Source organism: Paraburkholderia sp. BL18I3N2, assembly GCF_003001875.1.
GTDB lineage: Bacteria > Pseudomonadota > Gammaproteobacteria > Burkholderiales > Burkholderiaceae > Paraburkholderia > Paraburkholderia phytofirmans.
The window spans coordinates 22,115-42,022 of the sequence record NZ_PVNC01000022.1 but is presented as its reverse complement, the minus strand read 5'-3'; the positions used below and the strand labels follow the sequence as shown (position 1 = coordinate 42,022).

Sequence of the window (19,908 nt, the reverse complement as noted above, 5' to 3'; positions counted from 1 at the left end):
TGCGCGTGCTCTTGGTGGTGTTAAGAAACCTTATGGCGAGGCCGCGGTGAGCGGCGCCGTATTCGGTGCAGCGTTTGCCGCGCGCCGCGCGAGCATCGCATCGGCGATTTTTTCGGCCATCATGATGGTCGGGATATTCGTGTTCGCCGAAGGCAGCCTGGGCATCAGCGAGGCATCGACCACCCGCAGGCCGTACGCGCCGTGCACGCGGCCCGACGTGTCGGTCACGGCCATGACATCGTGCGCGTCGCCCATCCGGCAGGTACCGCTGGCGTGCCAGACGCCGAACACATTGGCGCGGATGAAGTCTTCGAGCGCGCCGGGCTCGGCGAGCAGCGCCGACATGCGCTGGCCACGCGTGAAGAAACGCTCGATCAGCAGACGCCGCAACGGCGCGGGCGTATCGAGCAGCATGCCGAGTAGCGAAGTCAGCGCCGCATTGCCCTTGCCGACGCGGCTCAGCGCTTTCACACGCGGTGAAAACACGGCCGGGAAAAAGTCGCGCGGGTTGTCGCCGAGACTCGACGCCTCGACGATCTTCGTCAGCATCCGCACGCCGTACGAGAGGCGCGCGAGATCGCGCGGATCGTCGAGCAGATTCAGATCGACGCGCGGCGCCACCGCTGGATCAGCGGACACGAGTTGCACACGGCCGCGCGAATAAGGCCGGTTGCACCAGAGAAAAAACAAACCGAGGCGGTTGCCGAGCGCATGCCAGGCGGCGCGCGTCGCACTCGATAGATACAGATCGGATTCATCGCACCCCGCAACGCCCGAGGTAAAACGCGCAGCCGTCATACTCGCGCGACGGCGCGACAGCGGCATGCGAAAACGCCGTTCGAGAAAATGACAGAACGTGAGCGACGGATGGTCCTGCAAATTGCGTCCCACGCCCGGCAGATCGACCTTGCAGTCGATGCCGAGCGCGTCGAGTTCCGACTTCGGGCCGATGCCGGCTCGCATCAGCAACGCGGGGGATTGCAACGCGCCCGCGCTGACCACCACCTCATTGGCTTCGAAACGGAGGCGCACGCCGCTGCGCTCCACCGCGACCACGCCGCGCGCGACACGCCCTTCCATGACGATCGACTCGACGCGCAAGTCAGCATAAATATGCAGATTGCGGCGCTGCCGCGTCGCCTCGTCCAGATAGGCCGTTGCGGTCGATACACGCCGGTCGTCGAGATTCGAAAACGCGCCGGGAAAATAGCCGTCGCCGAATTCGGCGTTCTGATCTTGCAAGGCCGCGAAACTGTTTTTCCGCATGCCGTTGGCGAAGGCATCGCAGAACGCGGGCCAGTATGCCGGCAGAATACGGCGAATCGGCACCGGGCCGTCTCTGCCGTGCAGTTCGCCGGCGGGAAAATTCACATCGCGTTCGAGCTTGCGGAAATACGGCAGCACGTCCTGCCATGCCCAGCCGGTTGCACCGTTGGCGGCCCAGTCGTCGTAGTCGCGCGGCAGCCCGCGATTGGCCGACTGTACGTTGATGCTCGACCCGCCGCCCATCACGCGGCCCTGCTCGTACACACGAGGCGCGGCGCCGCGCGTGGCGCTCGCCTTCAGCTGCGGCCAGATGTATTCGTCGCCGCAGAAAACCGGCATCGGATAGCTGTCGAGAATCGCCGCGGGCACTTTGCCCGGCGGCGTATCCGCGCCCGCTTCGATCAGCGCGACGCGCAACGACGGAATTGCCGACAGGCGATGCGCGAGCACGCACCCTGCCGAGCCACCGCCAACGATCACGTAATCGAAGCGCTCCATCCGTCTGTCTCCCTTATTTGGGTTCGCCCGTGCTCAACGTTCGCCTTAACTACCGCGAAACACCGGCTTGCGCTTACCGTGAAACGCCTCGACGCCTTCGCGGAAATCATCTGAAGCGCGCAAACGGCTATAGGAGTGCCCTTCGAGTTCGATCGCGATCGACAGCGGCGCGTCCTCGGTATCGTTGAGCAGCTTCTTCGCGGTGCGTTGCGCGAGCGGCGAGAACGCGCGCAATTCATTTACCAGCGCGTCGGTCGTCGCTTCGAGTTCGGAGTCGGCCACGCATTCGACCGCGATGCCCCACTCGTAAGCCTGCTTGCCCGGAATCCGGCGCGAGCGCATCACGATGTCCTTGGTGCGACCGATGCCGACCATCTGCTGCAAACGGGCCGAGCCGCCCGAACCCGGAATCTGCCCGAGCTTCTGTTCCGGCAGGGCGTAGAAAGTGGTGTCGGTGGCAATGCGGAAATCGCACGCAAGCGACAGTTCGAAGCCCACACCAAAACAGAAACCGCGATTGGCGGCGATCACCGGCTTCGAGCAACGCGCGGGCGCGGCGATATTCCAGGCGAGCTTCGACACGGTTTCCGGCGATGCGTCGAGAAAGCCCTTGATGTCGCCGCCACTCGAAAAATGTTCGCCTTTGGCGCGCACCACGATCACACGCACGCTCGGGTCGTCGTCGAGCGCCTCGAAGGCGGCGCGCAACTGGTCGCGCGCGTGCATCGAAATCACGTTCAGCGGCGGCCGGTGCAGGATGATGTCGGCCCGCTCGCGTTGCGCGTCGATCTCGATGGCAAATCCGTCGAGGTCCTGCAGCAGGCTCTGGCCGCGGTGGGTCAAATCGGTCATGAGTTACTCCTTGGTGGTTTCGGTATGAGGTGCAATGGCTTCGCCGCGGGCGTCGCGCTGGTACTCGCCGGCGGACAGCTTGCGGCGCAGAATCTTGCCGACCGGCGACTTCGGTATGTCGTCGACGAACACGTATTCGCGCGGACGCTTGAAGTTCACGAGGTCGGAGGTGCGGCAATGGGCATCGAGCGTGTCGGCGTCGACGTAGACGCGGCGTTTGACGAAGGCGACCACGCGCTGGCCCCAGCGCTCGTCCTTCACGCCGGCCACCGCAACCTCGTCGACCGCGGGATGCAGCGACAGCACCGACTCGATATCGACCGGCGAAATGTTCTCGCCGCCGCTGATGATCATGTCGTCGACGCGGCCCGACACGTACAGGTCGCCTTCGGCGTCGAAGAACCCGGTGTCGCCCGTGAAGTACCAGCCGTCGCGCAACGATTTGGCGTTCGCGTCGGGACGGTTCCAGTAGCCTTCGAAGGCTTCGTCGCCGAGCAGGTCGGCGATGATCTGGCCTTCTTCGCCCACCTGCGCCAGGTCTTCGGGCGTAAGGGCGTCGAGCCTGACCACGCGCAAACGCGTATTGATACCCGCGCGCCCCGCGCTGCCCGGCTTGCGCGTGGCGTCCTGATCGATGCTGAAGGTGTAGACCTCGGACGAGCCATAGTGATTGACGAACAGGTCCGGTTCGAACGCCGCCGAGAGGCGCTTGAGCAAACCGTCGTTCATCGGCGCGCCGGCGAAACCGAGCTTCTTCACCGTGGACGTATCCGTCGGCGCGAAAGCCGGATCGGCCAGCAGATCGTGATACAGCGTCGGCACCAGGTAAAGGCAGGTGAGCTTGTGCTGCGCGATCGCATCGAGTGCGAAGCGCGCATTCCAGCGGCGCACGCAGACGAACAGGCCGTCCACCAACGCCATCGAGAGCAGCGAGCGCACGCCCATGGTGTGATAAAGCGGCATCACGCCGAGCGTGCGTTCGCCGTGGCCGTACAGATTCTGTGCGACATGCGCGAGCGCGGCGGCGCGTTCATGCCGATGACGGCGCGGCACGCCTTTGGCCTTGCCGGTGGTGCCTGAGGTGTAGAGAATCAGCGAGTAGTCGTCGGCATTCGCGCGGGTATGCCCGGCGTTCAGCGCGTCCGGCGTGCTCTGGGCCATCAGCGTTTCGAAGCTCGCGGTGCGGCCTTGCACGTCGTCGAGACCGATACGCGGCAGACGTTGCGCTGCGGGACTTTGCGCGACGGCGTCGGCGCACACCGGCTCGTACACAATGGCTTTCACGCCGGCGTCGGTCACGCAGTATTCGAGTTCATCGGGTTTCGCGCGCCAGTTCAGCGGCACAATCACCACGCCCGCGAACTGACAGGCCCAATGCAGGGTCGCCATTTCCCAGCGGTTCTGCAGTACGACCAGCAAGCGGTCGCCATGCGCGAGACCCAGGCCGCGCAGACCTTCGGCCACCTTCACGATGAGCCGGTGCCACTGCGCGTACGTCAGCGTCAGTTCACCGTCGACGATAGCGAGCGCATTGGGGCTGCGTTCAACGCTCTGTAAAAAAGTTCGGCCGAGGTCAAGCATGAGCGGCCTCCACGGTTTCACCAGCCGCGTTGCCTTGCCGGCGCCGTGCCGCCACGTCGAGCACCGCTGCGACGATCGGCGTATAGCCCGTACAGCGGCACAGATGGCCCGAGAGCATGTCGCGCACCTGGGCTTCGCTCGGATCGGGCACACGTTGCAGATAGTCCGCGCACGACATCAGTATCCCGGCCGTACAGAAGCCGCACTGCAACGCGTGATGCCGCTGGAACGCCTGCTGCAGATCGCCGAGTTGCATGTCGGGCGCGAGTCCCTCCACGGTGTCGATGCGGCGGCCATCGGCCTGCACCGCCAGCATCAGGCACGAGCGTCCCGCCACGCCGTCCACATGCACCGTGCACGCGCCGCACACGCCATGCTCGCAGCCGACGTGCGTGCCGGTCGCGCCCAGTTCTTGACGGATAAAATCCGACAGCAGCTCGCGCGGCTCGCAATAGCCGCTGCGTTCACGGCCATTGAGCGTCAGCGTGACGCATTGCCGGTCGCCCTGCCGCATCACGTGCACGACGTTGCCGTTCGATGTCTTGCTCACTTCGCCTCCTCGATCACGCGCCATCCCAGTTGCCGGACCAGATGCCGGCGGTACGCCGCGCTGATATGCGCGTCGTCCTGCGCGCCCAGTTTCCAGCTCAAATCGTTCAATGCGCCGCGCAGGTCCTCGTCACGCAGACGCGGCCATTGCTCGACCACCGGCCTGTCCGCGACGCCGCCCACCGCCAGGCGGATCGAATCGCTCGTCACGACGGCCGCGCAGGCGACCATCGCGAAGTCGCCGTGGCGCGCGGAGAATTCCGTGAAGCCGTAGCGTTCGCCCGGCCGCTTCAGCGGAAAGCGCACGGCTTCGACCAGTTCGTCCGGCTCGCGCGCGGTCATCAACATGCCTTGAAAAAACTCGCCGGCCGGCAGCACGCGATGTTTCTTTTTCGAGCGCAGCATCACGTCGCCGCCGAGCGCGGCCAGCACCAGCGGCAGTTCCGCGCTCGGGTCGGCATGCGCCACCGAGCCGCATACCGTGCCGCGATTGCGGATCTGGAAGTGCGAGATATGCGGGAACGCCATCGCCAGTAACGGCACTTCGTCGCGCAGCGTTTCGCGCCACTCGACGCTGCCTTGCGTCGCCGCCGCGCCGACTGTCAGCAAGCCGGCCTTGTGATCGGCACGCACCGAGTTCAACTCGTCGGTGCGCGAGATATCGATCAGCATGCGCGGCTGCGCGAGCCGCATGTTCAGCACCGCCATCAGCGACTGGCCGCCGGCCAGCACGCGGGCGTCTTCGCCGCTTTGCGCGAGCGCGTCGAGCGCATGCTGCGTCGTCATGGCGCGCAGATAATCGAACGGCGCGGGTTTCATGCCTGTCTCCTGAAACGGGCCAAGAGGCGCGAGAGCCACGAGCCGCCGGTGTGAACCGGTTTGCCCGCTGCCTGACGGCCGAGCGATTCGAACAGTTGCCGCAACACGACCTTGGCCGCGCCTTCGAGCATGCGTCCGCCCACTGCCGCGACCTTGCCCGACACCTGGGCTTCGTAGTCGTAGGAAAGACGCGTGCCGTTTTCGATCGGCGTCAGTTCGACGAGGCCGCTGCCGCGTGCGCTGCCGAGCGACGACATGCCCGCGCCCGCCAGACGCAGCCGATGCGGCGCGTCGATTTCAGACAGGCCGATCTTCGCTTCGAAGCGCGCCTTGATCATGCCGACGCCGACCGTCACGTCCGCGCGATACTGGTTCGTGCCTTCGGCTTCGAGCGCGTGACAGCCGGGTATCACTTTCGCGAGCGCGTTCGGATCGAGCAGCACGGCAAAAATCGCTTCCGGCGACGCCGGCAGGTCGACGCTGCCTTGCGCGGTGAGCGCCTTGCCGCTACCCGGCGTCGCGGGCCTGGCGGCGGGCGCTTCACGGAACTCGGGTCGCGACGGCTCCGGATCGTCGATGCCGATCAGCGCCATCACCTTCGAAGGCGTCAGCGGCAGACGGATATCCTCGACGCCGAGCGCATCCGCCACCGCATTCGCGATGCACGGCGGCGTACTCATGTTGTTGCCTTCGCCGAGGCCCTTCGCGCCGAGCGGCGTGACCGGCGACGGTGTTTCCAGATGCACGATCACCGGATCGGGCACTTCGCAGGTGGTCGGCATCAGATAGTCGGCCAGCGTGCCCGACTGGAAGCTGCCGTCCGAGCCGTAACGAAACTCCTCCATCAACGCCGCGCCGAGCCCTTGCGCGAACGCGCCGCGAATCTGGCCGTCGGCGAGCGCCGGGTTCAGCAGCGTGCCGGCGTCGTGCGCGGTGACGTAGCGGTCGATCCGCACGCGGCCGGTGGCGCGATCCACTTCGACGCCACACATGTCGAAAGCAAAACCGTAGGCCGCCGACGTGTTGACACGATCGTTCTCATCCGGCGCGGCCATGTTCGGCGGATTCCAGAACACTGTCTCGCGCAGGCCGGGCTCTTCGCCTTCAGGCAACAGCGCGGGCGCCCAATGCGGCGCATTGGCGGCGACGCGGCCGAACGGCTGCGCGCGGTCCTCGGCGCCCCTTGCAAAGATGCGGCCCTCTTCGAAACGGATATCGTCGGGCGCGCAGCCCATCTGCTTCGACACGATTCGCGCGATCTTGTCGCGCACCCGCACGGCCGCGAGATGCACCGTGCCCGCCACCGCGCCGGCAAAGCGGCTGGAATAGTTACCCGCCGCCACCGACCACGCGTCCTTGTGCGTATCGAATTCGACATTGACGACAACATCCTGCGGCGAAACGCCGAGCACGTCCGCGACCACCTGCGCGCACACCGTCATATGCCCCTGGCCCGCGGGCGTCGATGCAATCGTCACCACCACGCCGCCGAGCAGATCGACGCTCACGGTCGCGCTGGCGATCGCGCCGCTCTTCGGCCCGGCTTTCTTGCGCGCCTCGGCGGGCATCACGGTCGTGATGTAACCCATGTTCGACACCGACGGTTCGACGATCGCCGCAAAGCCGATCCCGTACAGCCGCCCTTCCTTGCGTGCCGCCTCGCGGCGCGCGCGCAGTTCGTCGTAGCCGCCTTCGGCCAGCGCGCGGCGCAGCGCTTCCTGATAGTTGCCCGAGTCGAGCAGCGCGCCCGCTGCGGCGCGATACGGGAACGCATCGGCGGCGACGAAATTGCGGCGGTACACGTCGAGCATATCGAGCTTCAGTTCGAGCGCGATGCGCTGCATCAGCCGTTCGAGCGCAAAGTACACCTGCGGTCCGCCGAAGCCGCGCACCAGACCCGTCGGCGTCTTGTTGGTCAGCACGACGCGGTTGCGCACCAGCAGATTGTCGATCGCATACGCGCCGGTCAGACAGCCGTGCATGCGATAGAACGTGGCCGGTTCCGGCGCGCGCAGATAGCCGCCGCAATCTTCGAGTTGATCGTAGGAGAGCGCCGTGATGCGGCCGTCGCTTTCCACGGCGGCTTCGAGCGTCGAGACGCGCGCGGTCGCGGAGGTGGCCGCACTCAGATGCTCGAGCCGGTCCTCGACCCATTTCACCGGAGCGCCCGCCTTGCGCGAGGCGAGACACATCAGCACGACGTACGGAAACACCGCCTGCTTCACGCCGAAGCTGCCGCCCGAATCGCGCGGCGCCTTGTGGCGCAGACGGTTGGCGGGCACGTTGAGCGCCATCGCCATCACCGCGTGCAGCGAGAACGGGCCCATGAAATTCGACGTGACGTCGTAGCCTTCGTCGCCTGCCAGATACTCCGCGATCACCACGCCGCATTCGATCGGCGCGCAGGTATTGCGCGGATAGTGCGCGACCAGTTTCACGCGATGCGGCGCCTTCTCAAACGCGGCTTCCGGCTCGCCGTAGCGGAAGTGCCGGTCGCTGATCACGTTGCTGCCCACTTTCTCGTGCAACACCGGCGACTCATCGCTCGCCGCCTGCTCGATCGATGTGACCGGATCGAGCGTCGCGTACTCGACCTTGAGCAGATCGAGCGCGTCTTCGGCCAAGGCGCGCGATTGCGCCAGCACCACCGCCACCGGTTCGCCGACATAGCGCACACGGTCCATCGCGAGCGCCCACTGTTCCATCGGCGATTTCACACCGACCACGAAAGGCCGCGACCAGGCGCGCAGGTCGTCGCGTGTCAGGATCGCGTGGACACCGGGCAGTTTCGACGCGGCATCGGTGTCGATCGACACCAGTTCCGCATGCGCGTGCGGCGAGCGCAGGATCGCGGCGTGCAGCGTGCCCGGACGGATGCCGATGTCGTCGCCGTAACGGCCGTGGCCGGTGAGAATCGCGGGATCTTCCAGACGCTCCATCGGACGGCCGAGATGCCGTTGGGGGCGTTTGTCCAGTTCCGGATCGCGTTCATGCGTCGCGGTGTCGCCTGCGTTGATCAAGTCGCGCTGATTCATTCGTCCACTCCCGAGCGGCGCTCCGTGAATTCGTCAGCGAGTCCGTTCCAGCGCCGCGCGATCTCGCGATGTTCGATCGCGAACAGATCGAGAATGCGCCCCACCGTGTGATCGACCACGTCCTCGATCGTCTTGGGATGCGCGTAGAAGGCGGGCACCGGCGGCATCACGATCCCGCCCATCTCCGTCACGGAAGTCATGTTGCGCAGATGTGCGAGGTTGAGCGGTGTTTCGCGCGCGACCAGCACGAGCCGGCGGCGCTCCTTGAGCATCACATCGGCGGCGCGCGTGAGCAGGTTGTCGGCGAAACCGTTGGCCACGCCCGCGAGCGTCTTCATCGAGCACGGCGCGATCACCATGCCCGCCGTGATGAACGAACCGCTCGCCACCGCCGCGCCGATGTCGCGCACGTTGTAGACAACGTCGGCGAGACTGTCGAGGTCGCTGCGCGTCAGGCCGAGTTCCTGCGCCGCCGTGACCGCGCCGGAGGCCGACACGATCAGATGCGTCTCGTGCGTGCCGAGGCGGCGCAACGCCGCAAGCAGCCGCACGCCGATCGACGCGCCGCTCGCGCCGGAGATGCCGACGACAATGCGCTGAGGCTTGTGTGCGTGCTCAGTCATGCGCGCCACCCAGATAGGTATCGAACGCGGTGTTGTCGGCGGCAACGAGTTCGTCCAGATTTACCGTGTCCTGGCCCGGAATGCGCACCCGCGTGAACACGTGCGACGGATACACCACAGGCCGCGTGGCGTCGAGTCCCATCTTCGCGCTCACGCCTTGCAAATGCGGCGGCGCGTCTTCCGGCTGACCGACGGTGGTCGACGGATCGAGCGGCGAACCTTGCGCGCCTCCGATCACGACCAGGTCGCGATCGGCCTGGAAGCGCGTGGCGATGGCCCATTCGATTTCCGCCGGATCGTGCACGTCCACATCGGTGTCGACCACGACCACCTGCTTGATGTCGTAGTGCGCGCCGAACGCGCACAGAATCACGTTCTTCGCTTCGCCTTCGCGCTTCTTCTCGAACTGCACCCACAGGTGATAGCGGCACACGCCACCGACGGACAGATGCACGTCCTTTACATTAGGATGACTACGTTGCAGATGTGCGAGCAGAGTCGCCTCGCGCGGAATCGCGCCGAGCAGCAGATGCTCCATTTCCGCCGGCACGATCGTATGAAAGATCGGCTTCTCGCGATGCGTCACCGCGGTGACTTCGATCACTTCACGCGCTTCCTGCGCGCTGTAGTACTTGGGGAATTCGCCGAACGGGCCTTCCAGTTCGCGCACGTTGGGCAGAATGCGCCCTTCGATCACGATCTCGGCGAAGGCGGGCACATTCACGCCATTGCTCACGCACTTGACCACCGGCAGCGGCGCACCATGCAGCGCGCCGGCGATTTCCAGTTCGTCCGAATCGATTGGGGAAATGGCTTGCGAGGCGAGCATCGTCAGCGGATCGACGCCGATCGCGATGGCGACGTCAAGCGCATCGCCCGCCTCTTCCGCGGCTTTCTGGAATGCGTACAGGTGGCGCGGCAGCAGCAGGATCGCCATGCGGTCGGGCCCATGCACCTGAATGCGGTTGATCGACACGTTCTGCACGCCGGTACGCGGATTGCGCGCGATCACGAGACCCGCGGTGATGTACGGTCCGTTGTCGTGTTCGCTGTGGGTGGGAATCGGCAGCAGCTTGTGAAGATCGATGCCGCCGGTATGCACGACCTGCTGGCAGGCCGCTTCGGCGCGTGAAATTTCCTTCGAGGCAAGCGGCTGATCGGCCGCGTCGCGAAAGCGCGTCAGTAGATCGGCCTCGGCCACACCCATTGCTTCGGCGATCCAGGCGCGGCGCGACATGAAACCGCTGACCACCGGCACGTCGTGTCCGCCCGGTTTCGTGAAGAACGCTGCCTGCGTGCCGTCGAGGCGCTTGGCAATCGCGGCAAGTTCGTGTTCGAGCGCCACCGGCTGGTCGATCGTGGCCACCCGGTCCGTGCGGGCCAGATGCGCCAGCCAGTCACGCAGCGTGAGCGCGCCGGACGGGCGGCCCCACGTCAGTTGGAAATTACCGTGCGATGCGGCGTCGCGAGTATTCATCTACGTCTCCATCCGTGCCCGGCTTCATGTCCGAACCGGACAGCCAGTTGATGATGGAAGCGTAACGAGATTGCCTTATAACTTCTAATACTGATTATTGATGCGTCGAATCATTCCCGATGATATGCGCGTTAGCACCAATGACAGCCAATTGTAGGCGGGATATCAATAGACACCGGGCGGCTTGCGGCGCATTCTGCGGAATCGTAGCCAGGGTTCCGGAGCATTCGCGGAGCGCAGTTCCTGTCTTTATCTGATACGGCGCGCCATTCTCATTACGTTTGTTGATGTTTTATTCATACCAGCATGGACCTCAGGCAAATCCAGTATTTCATCGCGCTCTTCGAGGACGGTTCGGTCACGCGGGCAGCGAAACGCCTGAACATCGTGCAGCCCGCGCTCAGCATGCAGATCGCCAAACTCGAGGACGAACTGCACCAGCAGCTCTTCGAGCGCAACGCACACGGCATGGCGCCGACAGCCGCAGGCCGGCTGATGTACCGGCTCTTTCTGCCGATCATGCGCGATCTCGCGCACGCCCGTCAGCAACTCGTGCAGCGCGACGAGGTGGTGACCGGCCATGTGTCGATTGGACTGATCGCATCGGTTACGGAAAGCGTGCTGGCCGATGCGCTGTCGCGTTTTCACGCGCGTTATCCACACGTGGAAGTGACCGTGGCGGACGGCTATAGCGCGACCTTCATCGACTGGGTGGCGGGCGGCCAGCTCGACGCGGCGTTGATCAACAAACCGCGCGCGCGCCTCTCACTCGACGCGCAGCCCTTGCTCGACGAGGAAATGGTGCTGGTAACGAGCGCCGAGCACGGCCCCGAGTTGCCGCACGTCATTGAACTCGCGCAACTGCCGGACCTGGAACTGGTGCTGCCCACCAAGCGTCACGGCTTGCGTGGCGTGCTCGATACGGCGGCACAGCATGAAGACGTGCTGCTCGCGCCGCGCTTCGAGATCGACGTGTTGAGCACGATCGTGAAGCTGGTGGAAACCACCCACTTCGCGACCATCCTGCCGCGTATCGCCGTGCAGCGCGCGGTGCGCCTGGGCAGCCTGCGCGCCTATCCGATTCTCGCGCCGCGCATCGTGCGGCATATCGTGTGTGTGAGCCATCCACGACGCCCGTTGAGCGCCGCGGCGGACGCGCTCGTGTCGATCATCGCCGACGAATTGCGCCTGGTGTCGAGCGCGTCCGAACTGGACGCGACGCTGAGCGCGCCGTCCGGTGATGGGTCGAATGATCCACGTCCAGCGTTTTCGTCAAGCAACGAACGCAGCGCTTGAACGTGGCGGTGCGAATTGAACACCGTCAGGTTTTAAGGGCGACCGGCGCGCCGACGTCATGCGCCTTCAGACCGGACACGGACACCCGCAAGCCGGGCTGGCCTTCGTTGTTGCCCAGAGACAGATCCATCTGATGCCGCTCGGCGATGCGCGACACGATCGCGAGGCCGAGACCGCTGCCCTCGCCTTGCGCCTCTTCGCCGCGATAAAAACGATCGAAGACCCGTTCGAGTTCGGGCTCCGGAATGCCCGAGCCGGTATCCGCGACTTCGAAGCCGACGCGCGTACCGTCACGCTTGAGGATCACATCGACGCGGCCGCGGCGCGGCGTATGCCGGATCGCGTTGTTGATCAGATTGCCCAGCAGCACGCTCATGCCGTGCGGCTCGGCCAGCACGGTATAAGCATCGCCCTCCGTGCGCGCGCCCTCGCACTCCAGGCCTATGTCGATCTCCTTCGTTTCCGCCAGCAGCGAAAAATCGCCCACCGCCTGCTCGCCGATTCGACGCAGGCTGACCGGCACCATCGACGTGACCGGATGCGCGTCTTCGCGCGCCAGCGTCAGCAGTTGCTGCACCAGATGAATGATGCGGTTGACGCGCCCTTCGACGCGTTCGAGCGTTTGCCCTTCGCCCTTTAACGAGCCGTCGCGTGAAGCGGCCTGCAATTGCAGCTTCAATGCGGCGAGCGGCGAGCGCAATTCGTGCGCGGCATCGGCGATAAACGTGCGTTGCGCCTGCGACGCCGTGTGCAGCCGCTGCAGCAGATCGTTGAGCGCTTCGACCAGCGGCTTGATCTCGACCGGCACGCTGCCGTCCAGGCGCAACGGTTCCAGTGAATCGATCGTACGGGTGGCCAGCGCGCGCGACAGCCCGCCGATCGGCGCCAGCCCGCGCGCCACTACCAGCAGCACTAGCACGATCGTCGCCGGCACCAGCACGCCGAGCGGCCAGAGCGTGTGCAGCGCGAGCCGCATCGCGAGGTCCTCGCGCACGGAAATGGGTTGCGCCACCTGAATATAGCGTTCCCCCTGCTGCACGGCGAATGTGCGCCAGTGATACTCGCCGCGCTCCACCGTGTCGTAACCCGGGGGTTGGCGCGCGAACACCGGCGCCTGCAGCGAGTGATAGATCAGCTTGCCGGCGCGGTCCCAGATTTCGATAACGACCCGGTCGTCAGCCAGACCGCCCAGGTCGGGGCCGCGATGTTCGCCGTCGCCCGCGCCGGCGAGATTGGATGGCAGCGACAGTGCGATCGTGCGCAATTCGAAGTCGAACAGTTCGCTCGCTTCCTCACGCGCCGTATGGAAGATGCCGTAGCCGGCCACGCCCGAGGCAGCCGCCAGACCGAAGATCAGCCAGCCCAGCAGCCAGCGGCGAATCGACGTCATCAGCACCTCTTCAGACGGTAACCCACGCCGCGCACGGTCACCACCTGGTCCGCGCCGATCTTGCGCCGCAAACTGTGCACGTGCACTTCGATGGTATTGCTGCCCACTTCCTCGCCCCAGCCGTACAGCTTCTCTTCGAGTTCGGCCTTGGTGAACACGCGCGTGGGTTCTTCGATCAGCGCCTGCAGCAGCGCGAATTCGCGCGGCACGAGCGGCAGCGGTTCGCCGGACTTGGTGACCTCGTGCGCGGCGGGGTCGAGCGTGAGCTCGCCGTGCGCGTACACCGGCTGCTTCTGTCCAGTGCGGCGTCTGAGCAGCGCACGCACGCGCGCGGCCAGTTCGTCGAGGTCGAACGGCTTGATCAGATAGTCGTCGGCGCCGGCGTCGAGGCCGCGAATGCGTTCGTCGACGGCGTCGCGAGCCGTCAGGATGATGACCGGCGCGGCGCCGCCGTTCTTGCGATAGGCGTTGAGGACATCGATGCCGTCCTTCTTCGGCAAACCAAGATCCAGCAGCACGAGGTCGTACACGCCGTTGCCCAGCGACAACTCCGCCGCGCGGCCGTCTTCGGCCCAGTCGATCGCGTAGCCGGCGCGGCGCATCGCGCCCAATACCGTTTCCGCGATCATGTCGTCGTCTTCGACCAGTAGCAGACGCATGGTCTCTCCTCTCCCTTGTTGGCTCCGGCATTGTCCCGCCCGGTAGCTTAACGCTTCCTTATGGTTTGCTTAGGTTTTGCTGAAGGGACGCTGAAGGGAGGCTTAAATTGGCGTTAAGCATGTCTTAAGCAGTCCATCAGCAGAATCGCCTCCTGTATTCCGGCATCCCTTTCCGGATGCCGCACTCTTCATTCAGGAGCCGGATTTTGCCCGTTATCAAAGCCGCGCGAGCGGTTATATCAGCGGTCGTGTCCATGTTTGCTTCGGCCGCGAGGCCAGCGATCGAACCCGCGCTGCGACCCTACGCACAGCTGCGCGCTCTCGTGCCGCTTTGCGCGCCGCTTTGCGCACTGATGATGGGCGGCTGCACGTGGTATCACCGCGAGCCGCTCGCGCCACAGGATACGTCCACCTCCGCCCATTCGCTCGAACGCATCCGTATCGATCCGGCAAGCATGCCGTTGCCGGAACTCGCTGCGCACCGCTTCGACCCATCCGACGGGCTCGATATCGACGAGGTCGCAATGCTCGCGGTCGCCAACAATCCCGACCTCAAGCTGGCTCGCGACGACCTTGGCATCGCCCGCGCTCAAGCCTATTCGGCAGGTCTGCTGCCGGACCCGCAGCTGAGCATAGCGAGCGATTACCCCGGCCAGATCGGCACCACGCGCGCGTTCAGCTACGGCTTGAGCATGGACGTGATGGCGATCGTGCTGCGCAGCGCCAATAAACAATCCGCCGACGCCACCGTAGCCAAGACCGATCTCGGCCTGCTGTGGCAGGAATGGCAGATCGTCGCGCAGGCGCGGCAGCTGTTCATCAAATCGCGCTTCCAGCAGGACACGCTGCCGCTTTTGCAGCGCCAGCGCGATCTGGCGCGCACGCGCTACGAACGCATGGCCGAAGCGCGCCGGGACGGCAATCTCACCGACGATACGCTCACCGCCGCGCTCACCGCCTATAGCGACGCCCGCAAACAATACACCGATGCCGAACGCGCATCCGAGCAAACGCACCACGATCTGAACGCGCTGCTCGGCATCTCGCCCGAGGTGCAACTGCAACTCGCCGGAGGCGAAAACATCGCACCGCTCTCCGACACGACCCTCGATGCCGCGCTCGCCGGACTGCCTCGACGCCGCCCGGATCTGATCGCGCTGCAAGCAGGCTACGAGGCGCAGGAGCAGAAATATCGCGCCGCGATTCTCAGCCAGTTCCCGAGTCTGTCGGTGGGCTTCGTGCGGGCACGCGACACGTCGAACATTTATACGAGCGGTTTCCAGATCAACCTCAGCCTGCCGATCTTCAACCGCAACCAGGGCAATGTCGCGATCGAGCAGGCGACCCGCCAGCGTTTGCGCGACGAATACCAAACGCGGCTGAACAGCGCCTACGCCGACGTCGCGCATCTGCGCGCGGACAACGCGATCCTCACGCGGCAGTTGCAGCAGACCGAAGCCGCGTTACCCGAGGTAGACGTCGCCGCCCAGCACGCGGCCGCGGCCTACTCGGAACACAACCTCGCGCTCGGCGCCTACACCGACGCGCAAAGCGCCGCGCTGACCAAACAGATCGACGTCGCGACCTTGCGCGAGTCGCTCGCCGAACAACGCGTTGGCTTACAGGCGCTGCTCGGCAGCGCGATTCCCGACGCCTACTCCACCGCTCTCACCTTCACCGACACTCATGCGAAATAGCCTGATTTCAGCGCTGCGGCCACGCCTTGCCGCTGGCGCGATTGCTATCGCCTGCGCCGCGCTGCCGTGCGCCGGTGCTCAAACGGCCAGCGCCGCAACGCCCGCCGCCGACGCCGCCGATCAACCCGTGGTCGCCGTGCAGACCGTGCGCGTGCAACGCGCCGAGATCGCGCAGCCGGTGCGGGCGTATGGCATCGTCGCCGCGTCGGCGTCGAACCTCACCACCGTCAATCTGCCGTACACCGCGCGCATCGTGCAGATGCGCGTGCAGTCCGGGCAAACGGTGACGCGCGGCACGCCGCTCTTCGTCGTGCAGGCCGACCCTGCCGCCGTGCTCGCGGCCACCCAGGCGAAAAGCGCCGTGACGCTCGCACAAGGCGAACTGGCGCGCACGCAATCGCTGTACGACAAAGGGCTCGCCACACAATCGCAACTCGCCAGCGCCCGCAAGGCCGCCGACGACGCGCAGCAGGCGCTCGCCGCGCAAAATCAGACCGGCGTGGCAAACGGCAACAAGATCATCACCGCGCCGAACGACGGCGTCGTGCTGCAAGTTTCGGCCGCTCAAGGCGATCAGGTCCAACCCGGCACGGCGATCCTGCAACTTGCCGGCGGCAGCGGCAAGGACGCGCGCGCCAACGTGATGCTCGGCGTCGAGCCCGCCGATGCCGCCGCGATCCACGCCGGCGACATTGTCACGTTGCACGGCCTGTCGACGTCGCTTGCCAGGACTTCGGCGAACGGCCACGTGGCACTGGTGGGCGCGTCGGTCGATCAGCAGAGCCAGCTCGTCGACGTCGGTGCGAACGTGCCGCTTGGTCAGACGGCCTTTATTCCCGGCACGCGCGTGAGCGCCGACATCGCGACCCGCAACGGCACGCACTGGATCGTGCCGCGCGCCGCCGTGCTGAAAGACGACAAAGGCGCATACGTGTTCCAGATCACGCCGCAGAACAAGGCGCGCCGCGTGGCAGTGACCCTGCAGGTCGAGAACGGCGAGCGCTACGGCGTGGATGGCGCGCTCGACGCGGCGCAAGGCCTCGTGGTCAGCGGCAACTATGAGTTAAGGGACGGCATGGCGGTGCGCACCGGCGGAGGCGCGCCGCGATGAATTTCGGTCAATGGATGCAGAAGCATCGCCGCTCGCTGCTGTTCGTGATCGCATTGCTGGCGATAGCGGGCGCACTGACCGCGTTCCGCCTGCCGATCTCGCTGTTCCCGAACGTCGCGTTTCCGCGCGCGGTCGTTTCGCTCGACGCGGGCGACCGCCCCGCCGAGCAGATGGCCACGCTCGTCACGATGCCCGTCGAAGAAGCGCTGCGGCGCGTGCCGAACGCGCGCGACGTCGAATCGAAGACGAGCCGCGGCGCGGCGGAAATCTCGATCAACTTCGACTGGGGCACCGACATGGCGCAAGCCACCTTGCAGGCGCAGTCGGCCATCAGCGAGATTCTCGCGACGCTGCCGCAAGGCACCTCGATGCAGGTGCGGCGTATGGACCCGACCGTGTTTCCGGTGCTGGCGTACAGCCTGACTTCGCAGCAGCAATCGCTCTCCGCGCTGCACGACCTCGCGCAGTTCCAGATGCGGCCGTTGCTGTCTTCGGTGGAAGGCGTGGCGCGTGTCGACGTGATGGGCGGGGCGCAGGACGAGTTCGAAGTCGCGATCGATCCCGCGCGGCTCGCCGCGTACAAACTCTCGCTCGCCGATGTGTCGAAGGCGATCGGCGCGAGCAATGTGCTGATGGCGAACGGCCGCATCGAGGATCACTACAAGCTCTATCTCGTGATCGCCGACACCACCATTACGCGGCTCGACGAACTGCGCAACGTCGTGGTGTCGGCGAGCGGCGCGACACAGATCCGCCTCGGCGACATCGCGACCGTACGCCAGGGCGTGGTGCCGCAATGGATGCGCGTCACCGCCGACGGCCAGGACGCCGTGCTTATCAACGTGTACCAGCAGCCGGGCGCGAACAGCGTGGCGATGGCCAAAGCGATTCGCGCGAAGCTCGCCGACTTCCAGCACCAGATGCCGGCCGGCGTGCATCTTTCGAATTGGTACGAGCAGAGCGAACTGGTGATCGCCTCGGCCACCAGCGTACGCGACGCGATCATGATCGGCGTGGTGCTGGCGGCGCTGACGCTATTCGCCTTTCTGCGCAACTGGAAGATCACCGCCATCGCCGTCGCGCTGGTGCCCGTGGTGATGGCCGCAACGATCCTGCTGCTCGACGTGTTCGGCATGGGCTTTAACATCATGACGCTCGGCGGCATGGCCGCCGCCGTCGGTCTCGTGATCGACGACGCGATCGTGATGATCGAACATATCGTGCGGCGCATGCGCGAAGGCGGCGCGCGCGCTTTTCATGGCCGCGTGATGGCGGCGGCGCTCGAATTCACGCGGCCGCTGGCGGGGTCGTCGGCGGCGACGCTGATCATTTTCGTGCCGTTGGCGTTTCTATCCGGTGTGACGGGCGCGTTCTTCAAGGCGCTCTCCGTCACCATGGCGAGCGCGCTGTTCATTTCGTTTCTCGTCACGTGGCTCGCGGTGCCGATTCTGTGCGACCGCTGGCTGAAACCGAAAGACGCCGAGGAACATCAGGAAACCCGCTTCGCCTCGTGGATGAACCGTCGCTACGCGTTTCTGGTCGAGCGCGTCAACGCGCGGCCGGTGCTCGTGCTGCTGGGCGTGCTGCCGCTGATCGTGGTGGCCGCGTTCGCGTTCACGCGCGTCGGGAGCGGTTTCATGCCGAGCATGGACGAAGGCGGTTTCGTGCTCGATTACCACACCGAACCGGGCACGTCGGTGACCGAGACCGATCGGCTGATGAAGCAGATCGAAGGGATCATCCGCGCGAATCCGAATGTCGCGACCTATTCGCGCCGTACCGGCGCCGGTCTCGGCGGCGATCTGAACGAGCCCAACAAGGGTGACTTCTTCGTGCGGCTGAAGTCCGCCAACCGCGAGCCGATCGACACCGTGATGGAAGAAATCCGCTCGAAGGTCGAGACACAGGTGCCCGGCGTGAGTATCGAACTCGCGCAGTTGATGGAGGACCTGATCGGCGACCTGACGGCGGTGCCGCAGCCGGTCCAGATCAAGATCTATTCCGACGACCCGAACACGCTCGAGACGACCGCGCGCAAGGTGGCGGCGCAAATCGGCAAGATTCAGGGCGTGGTGGATGTGAACGACGGCATCAATCCGGCCGGCGACGCCCTCGAACTGCACATCCGCCCGGAAGCGGCAGCGGCCGAGGGCATGGACCCGCAATCGATCGCGCAGGCCGTGTCCGACATGGTGGAAGGCAATGTGGCCACGCAATTCCAGAGCGGCCCGAAAACGGTCGGCGTGCGCGTACGCGTGGCCGGCGCGATGAAGCTCACGGATACGCAACTGGGACAGTTGCAGATTCGCGCGCCCGACGGCCATCTGTTCGCGCTCGATCGCGTCGCCGACCGGGTGACGGTGACCGGCCAGCCGGAAATCAGCCGCGACAATCTCAAACGGATGGTGGCGGTGACCGGGCGCATCGACGGCCGCGATCTGGGCTCGACGATCGCCGACGTGCAGAAGACGCTCAGCGATAAGAGCCTGTTGCCCAGCGGCGTGTATTACGAATTGGGCGGTCTGTATCAGCAGCAGCAGATTGCGTTCAAAGGGCTGCTGAGCGTGTTCGGCGCGGCGATTGCGCTCGTGTTCGGCTTGCTGCTGTTTCTCTACGAGCGTTTTCGCGTCGCGCTAGCCGTCATGGCGATGCCGTTGCTTGCGGCGGGCGCGGTTTTCATCGGCTTATGGATCACCGGTATCGAGCTGAACATTTCCGCGATGATGGGGATGACGATGATCATCGGCATCGTGACCGAGGTGGCGATTTTTTATGTGTCGGAGTTGCAGGGGCTCGTGCGGGACGACGAGATGCCTTTCGAGGACGCGCTGCTGAGCGCCGGCCGAAATCGTCTGCGCCCTATCGCCATGACGACGATTGCCGCGATCCTGGCGCTGTTGCCGCTGGCTTTTGCACTGGGGCAAGGTTCGGCAATGCAGCAGCCGCTGGCGATCGCGATTATTTCCGGCTTGATTGTGCAGTTGCCGCTGGTGTTGCTGTTGCTGCCGGTGCTGTTGAAGTTGTTGATGAAGAAGGAAGCGATTTAGGTTGGAAT

At 65.3% G+C, this 19,908-nt stretch carries 14 protein-coding genes; 4 read left to right on the top strand and 10 right to left on the bottom strand.

Annotation, left to right across the window (positions count from 1 at the left end; genetic code table 11):
* Window positions 1-30 precede the first annotated feature (30 nt).
* The 8 genes from B0G75_RS34460 to B0G75_RS34425 are packed head-to-tail and all read right to left on the bottom strand — an operon-like array spanning window position 31 to window position 10,700.
* Window positions 31-1,764: a GMC family oxidoreductase gene (locus B0G75_RS34460; protein ID WP_106314293.1), complete on the bottom strand. Its 1,734-nt coding sequence runs from the start codon at window positions 1,762-1,764 to the stop codon at window positions 31-33.
* A gap of 45 nt (window positions 1,765-1,809) precedes the next feature.
* Complete coding sequence (locus B0G75_RS34455; RefSeq protein WP_106314292.1) at window positions 1,810-2,616, bottom strand: enoyl-CoA hydratase/isomerase family protein; 807 nt, start codon at window positions 2,614-2,616, stop codon at window positions 1,810-1,812.
* A 3-nt stretch (window positions 2,617-2,619) separates the two neighbouring features.
* Window positions 2,620-4,197: an AMP-binding protein gene (locus B0G75_RS34450; RefSeq protein WP_106314291.1), complete on the bottom strand. Its 1,578-nt coding sequence runs from the start codon at window positions 4,195-4,197 to the stop codon at window positions 2,620-2,622.
* A complete protein-coding gene (locus tag B0G75_RS34445) occupies window positions 4,190-4,711 on the bottom strand; it encodes a (2Fe-2S)-binding protein (RefSeq protein ID WP_106314335.1) in 522 nt (173 codons plus the stop codon). The genes B0G75_RS34450 and B0G75_RS34445 overlap by 8 nt, the downstream gene beginning before the upstream one ends.
* Before the next feature lie 32 nt (window positions 4,712-4,743).
* Entirely contained in the window at window positions 4,744-5,565 is an 822-nt protein-coding gene (locus B0G75_RS34440; protein ID WP_106314290.1) for a xanthine dehydrogenase family protein subunit M, read from the bottom strand.
* The gene (locus B0G75_RS34435; protein ID WP_106314289.1) at window positions 5,562-8,600 is read right to left on the bottom strand and encodes a molybdopterin cofactor-binding domain-containing protein; all 3,039 of its coding nucleotides are present in this window, start codon (window positions 8,598-8,600) and stop codon (window positions 5,562-5,564) included. The genes B0G75_RS34440 and B0G75_RS34435 overlap by 4 nt, the downstream gene beginning before the upstream one ends.
* Entirely contained in the window at window positions 8,597-9,223 is a 627-nt protein-coding gene (locus tag B0G75_RS34430) for a UbiX family flavin prenyltransferase (protein WP_106314288.1), read from the bottom strand. The genes B0G75_RS34435 and B0G75_RS34430 overlap by 4 nt, the downstream gene beginning before the upstream one ends.
* Window positions 9,216-10,700 carry a UbiD family decarboxylase gene (locus tag B0G75_RS34425; RefSeq protein WP_106314287.1) on the bottom strand — a complete coding sequence of 495 codons (1,485 nt, stop codon included), beginning with the start codon at window positions 10,698-10,700 and terminating at the stop codon, window positions 9,216-9,218. Before B0G75_RS34425 ends, B0G75_RS34430 begins: the two co-directional genes overlap by 8 nt.
* Window positions 10,701-11,006: 306 nt before the next feature.
* On the opposite strand from B0G75_RS34425, the gene B0G75_RS34420 reads away from it, so the two are divergent.
* A complete protein-coding gene (locus B0G75_RS34420) occupies window positions 11,007-11,996 on the top strand; it encodes a LysR family transcriptional regulator (RefSeq protein ID WP_106314286.1) in 990 nt (329 codons plus the stop codon).
* Between the two features lie 25 nt (window positions 11,997-12,021).
* Here the strand turns inward: B0G75_RS34420 and B0G75_RS34415 are convergent, their stop codons facing one another.
* Both B0G75_RS34415 and B0G75_RS34410 read right to left on the bottom strand, forming a co-directional pair.
* Window positions 12,022-13,386 carry an ATP-binding protein gene (locus B0G75_RS34415; RefSeq protein WP_106314285.1) on the bottom strand — a complete coding sequence of 455 codons (1,365 nt, stop codon included), beginning with the start codon at window positions 13,384-13,386 and terminating at the stop codon, window positions 12,022-12,024.
* A complete protein-coding gene (locus tag B0G75_RS34410; protein ID WP_106314284.1) occupies window positions 13,386-14,045 on the bottom strand; it encodes a response regulator in 660 nt (219 codons plus the stop codon). The genes B0G75_RS34415 and B0G75_RS34410 overlap by 1 nt, the downstream gene beginning before the upstream one ends.
* 254 nt (window positions 14,046-14,299) lie before the next feature.
* Here B0G75_RS34410 and B0G75_RS34405 point away from each other — a divergent pair, with 254 nt between their 5' ends.
* From B0G75_RS34405 to B0G75_RS34395, 3 genes are read left to right on the top strand one after another with little or no spacing between them, the layout of a single operon-like run.
* Window positions 14,300-15,742, top strand: a complete 1,443-nt coding sequence (locus B0G75_RS34405) for a TolC family protein (RefSeq protein WP_258194834.1) — start codon at window positions 14,300-14,302, stop codon at window positions 15,740-15,742.
* Window positions 15,732-16,853: an efflux RND transporter periplasmic adaptor subunit gene (locus B0G75_RS34400; protein ID WP_106314282.1), complete on the top strand. Its 1,122-nt coding sequence runs from the start codon at window positions 15,732-15,734 to the stop codon at window positions 16,851-16,853. The genes B0G75_RS34405 and B0G75_RS34400 overlap by 11 nt, the downstream gene beginning before the upstream one ends.
* The gene (locus tag B0G75_RS34395; RefSeq protein ID WP_106314281.1) at window positions 16,850-19,900 is read left to right on the top strand and encodes an efflux RND transporter permease subunit; all 3,051 of its coding nucleotides are present in this window, start codon (window positions 16,850-16,852) and stop codon (window positions 19,898-19,900) included. The genes B0G75_RS34400 and B0G75_RS34395 overlap by 4 nt, the downstream gene beginning before the upstream one ends.
* Window positions 19,901-19,908 lie beyond the last annotated feature (8 nt).

Bases quoted from the DNA above. Each gene is read 5' to 3' on its own strand.
- B0G75_RS34440 (WP_106314290.1), bottom strand. From the start codon at position 5,565: ATGAAACCCGCGCCGTTCGATTATCTGCGCGCCATGACGACGCAGCAT.
- B0G75_RS34400 (WP_106314282.1), top strand. From the start codon at position 15,732: ATGCGAAATAGCCTGATTTCAGCGCTGCGGCCACGCCTTGCCGCTGGC.
- B0G75_RS34405 (WP_258194834.1), top strand. From the start codon at position 14,300: ATGTTTGCTTCGGCCGCGAGGCCAGCGATCGAACCCGCGCTGCGACCC.
- B0G75_RS34425 (WP_106314287.1), bottom strand. From the start codon at position 10,700: ATGAATACTCGCGACGCCGCATCGCACGGTAATTTCCAACTGACGTGG.
- B0G75_RS34410 (WP_106314284.1), bottom strand. From the start codon at position 14,045: ATGCGTCTGCTACTGGTCGAAGACGACGACATGATCGCGGAAACGGTA.
- B0G75_RS34415 (WP_106314285.1), bottom strand. From the start codon at position 13,386: ATGACGTCGATTCGCCGCTGGCTGCTGGGCTGGCTGATCTTCGGTCTG.
- B0G75_RS34455 (WP_106314292.1), bottom strand. From the start codon at position 2,616: ATGACCGATTTGACCCACCGCGGCCAGAGCCTGCTGCAGGACCTCGAC.
- B0G75_RS34435 (WP_106314289.1), bottom strand. From the start codon at position 8,600: ATGAATCAGCGCGACTTGATCAACGCAGGCGACACCGCGACGCATGAA.
- B0G75_RS34460 (WP_106314293.1), bottom strand. From the start codon at position 1,764: ATGGAGCGCTTCGATTACGTGATCGTTGGCGGTGGCTCGGCAGGGTGC.
- B0G75_RS34420 (WP_106314286.1), top strand. From the start codon at position 11,007: ATGGACCTCAGGCAAATCCAGTATTTCATCGCGCTCTTCGAGGACGGT.
- B0G75_RS34450 (WP_106314291.1), bottom strand. From the start codon at position 4,197: ATGCTTGACCTCGGCCGAACTTTTTTACAGAGCGTTGAACGCAGCCCC.
- B0G75_RS34445 (WP_106314335.1), bottom strand. From the start codon at position 4,711: ATGCGGCAGGGCGACCGGCAATGCGTCACGCTGACGCTCAATGGCCGT.
- B0G75_RS34395 (WP_106314281.1), top strand. From the start codon at position 16,850: ATGAATTTCGGTCAATGGATGCAGAAGCATCGCCGCTCGCTGCTGTTC.
- B0G75_RS34430 (WP_106314288.1), bottom strand. From the start codon at position 9,223: ATGACTGAGCACGCACACAAGCCTCAGCGCATTGTCGTCGGCATCTCC.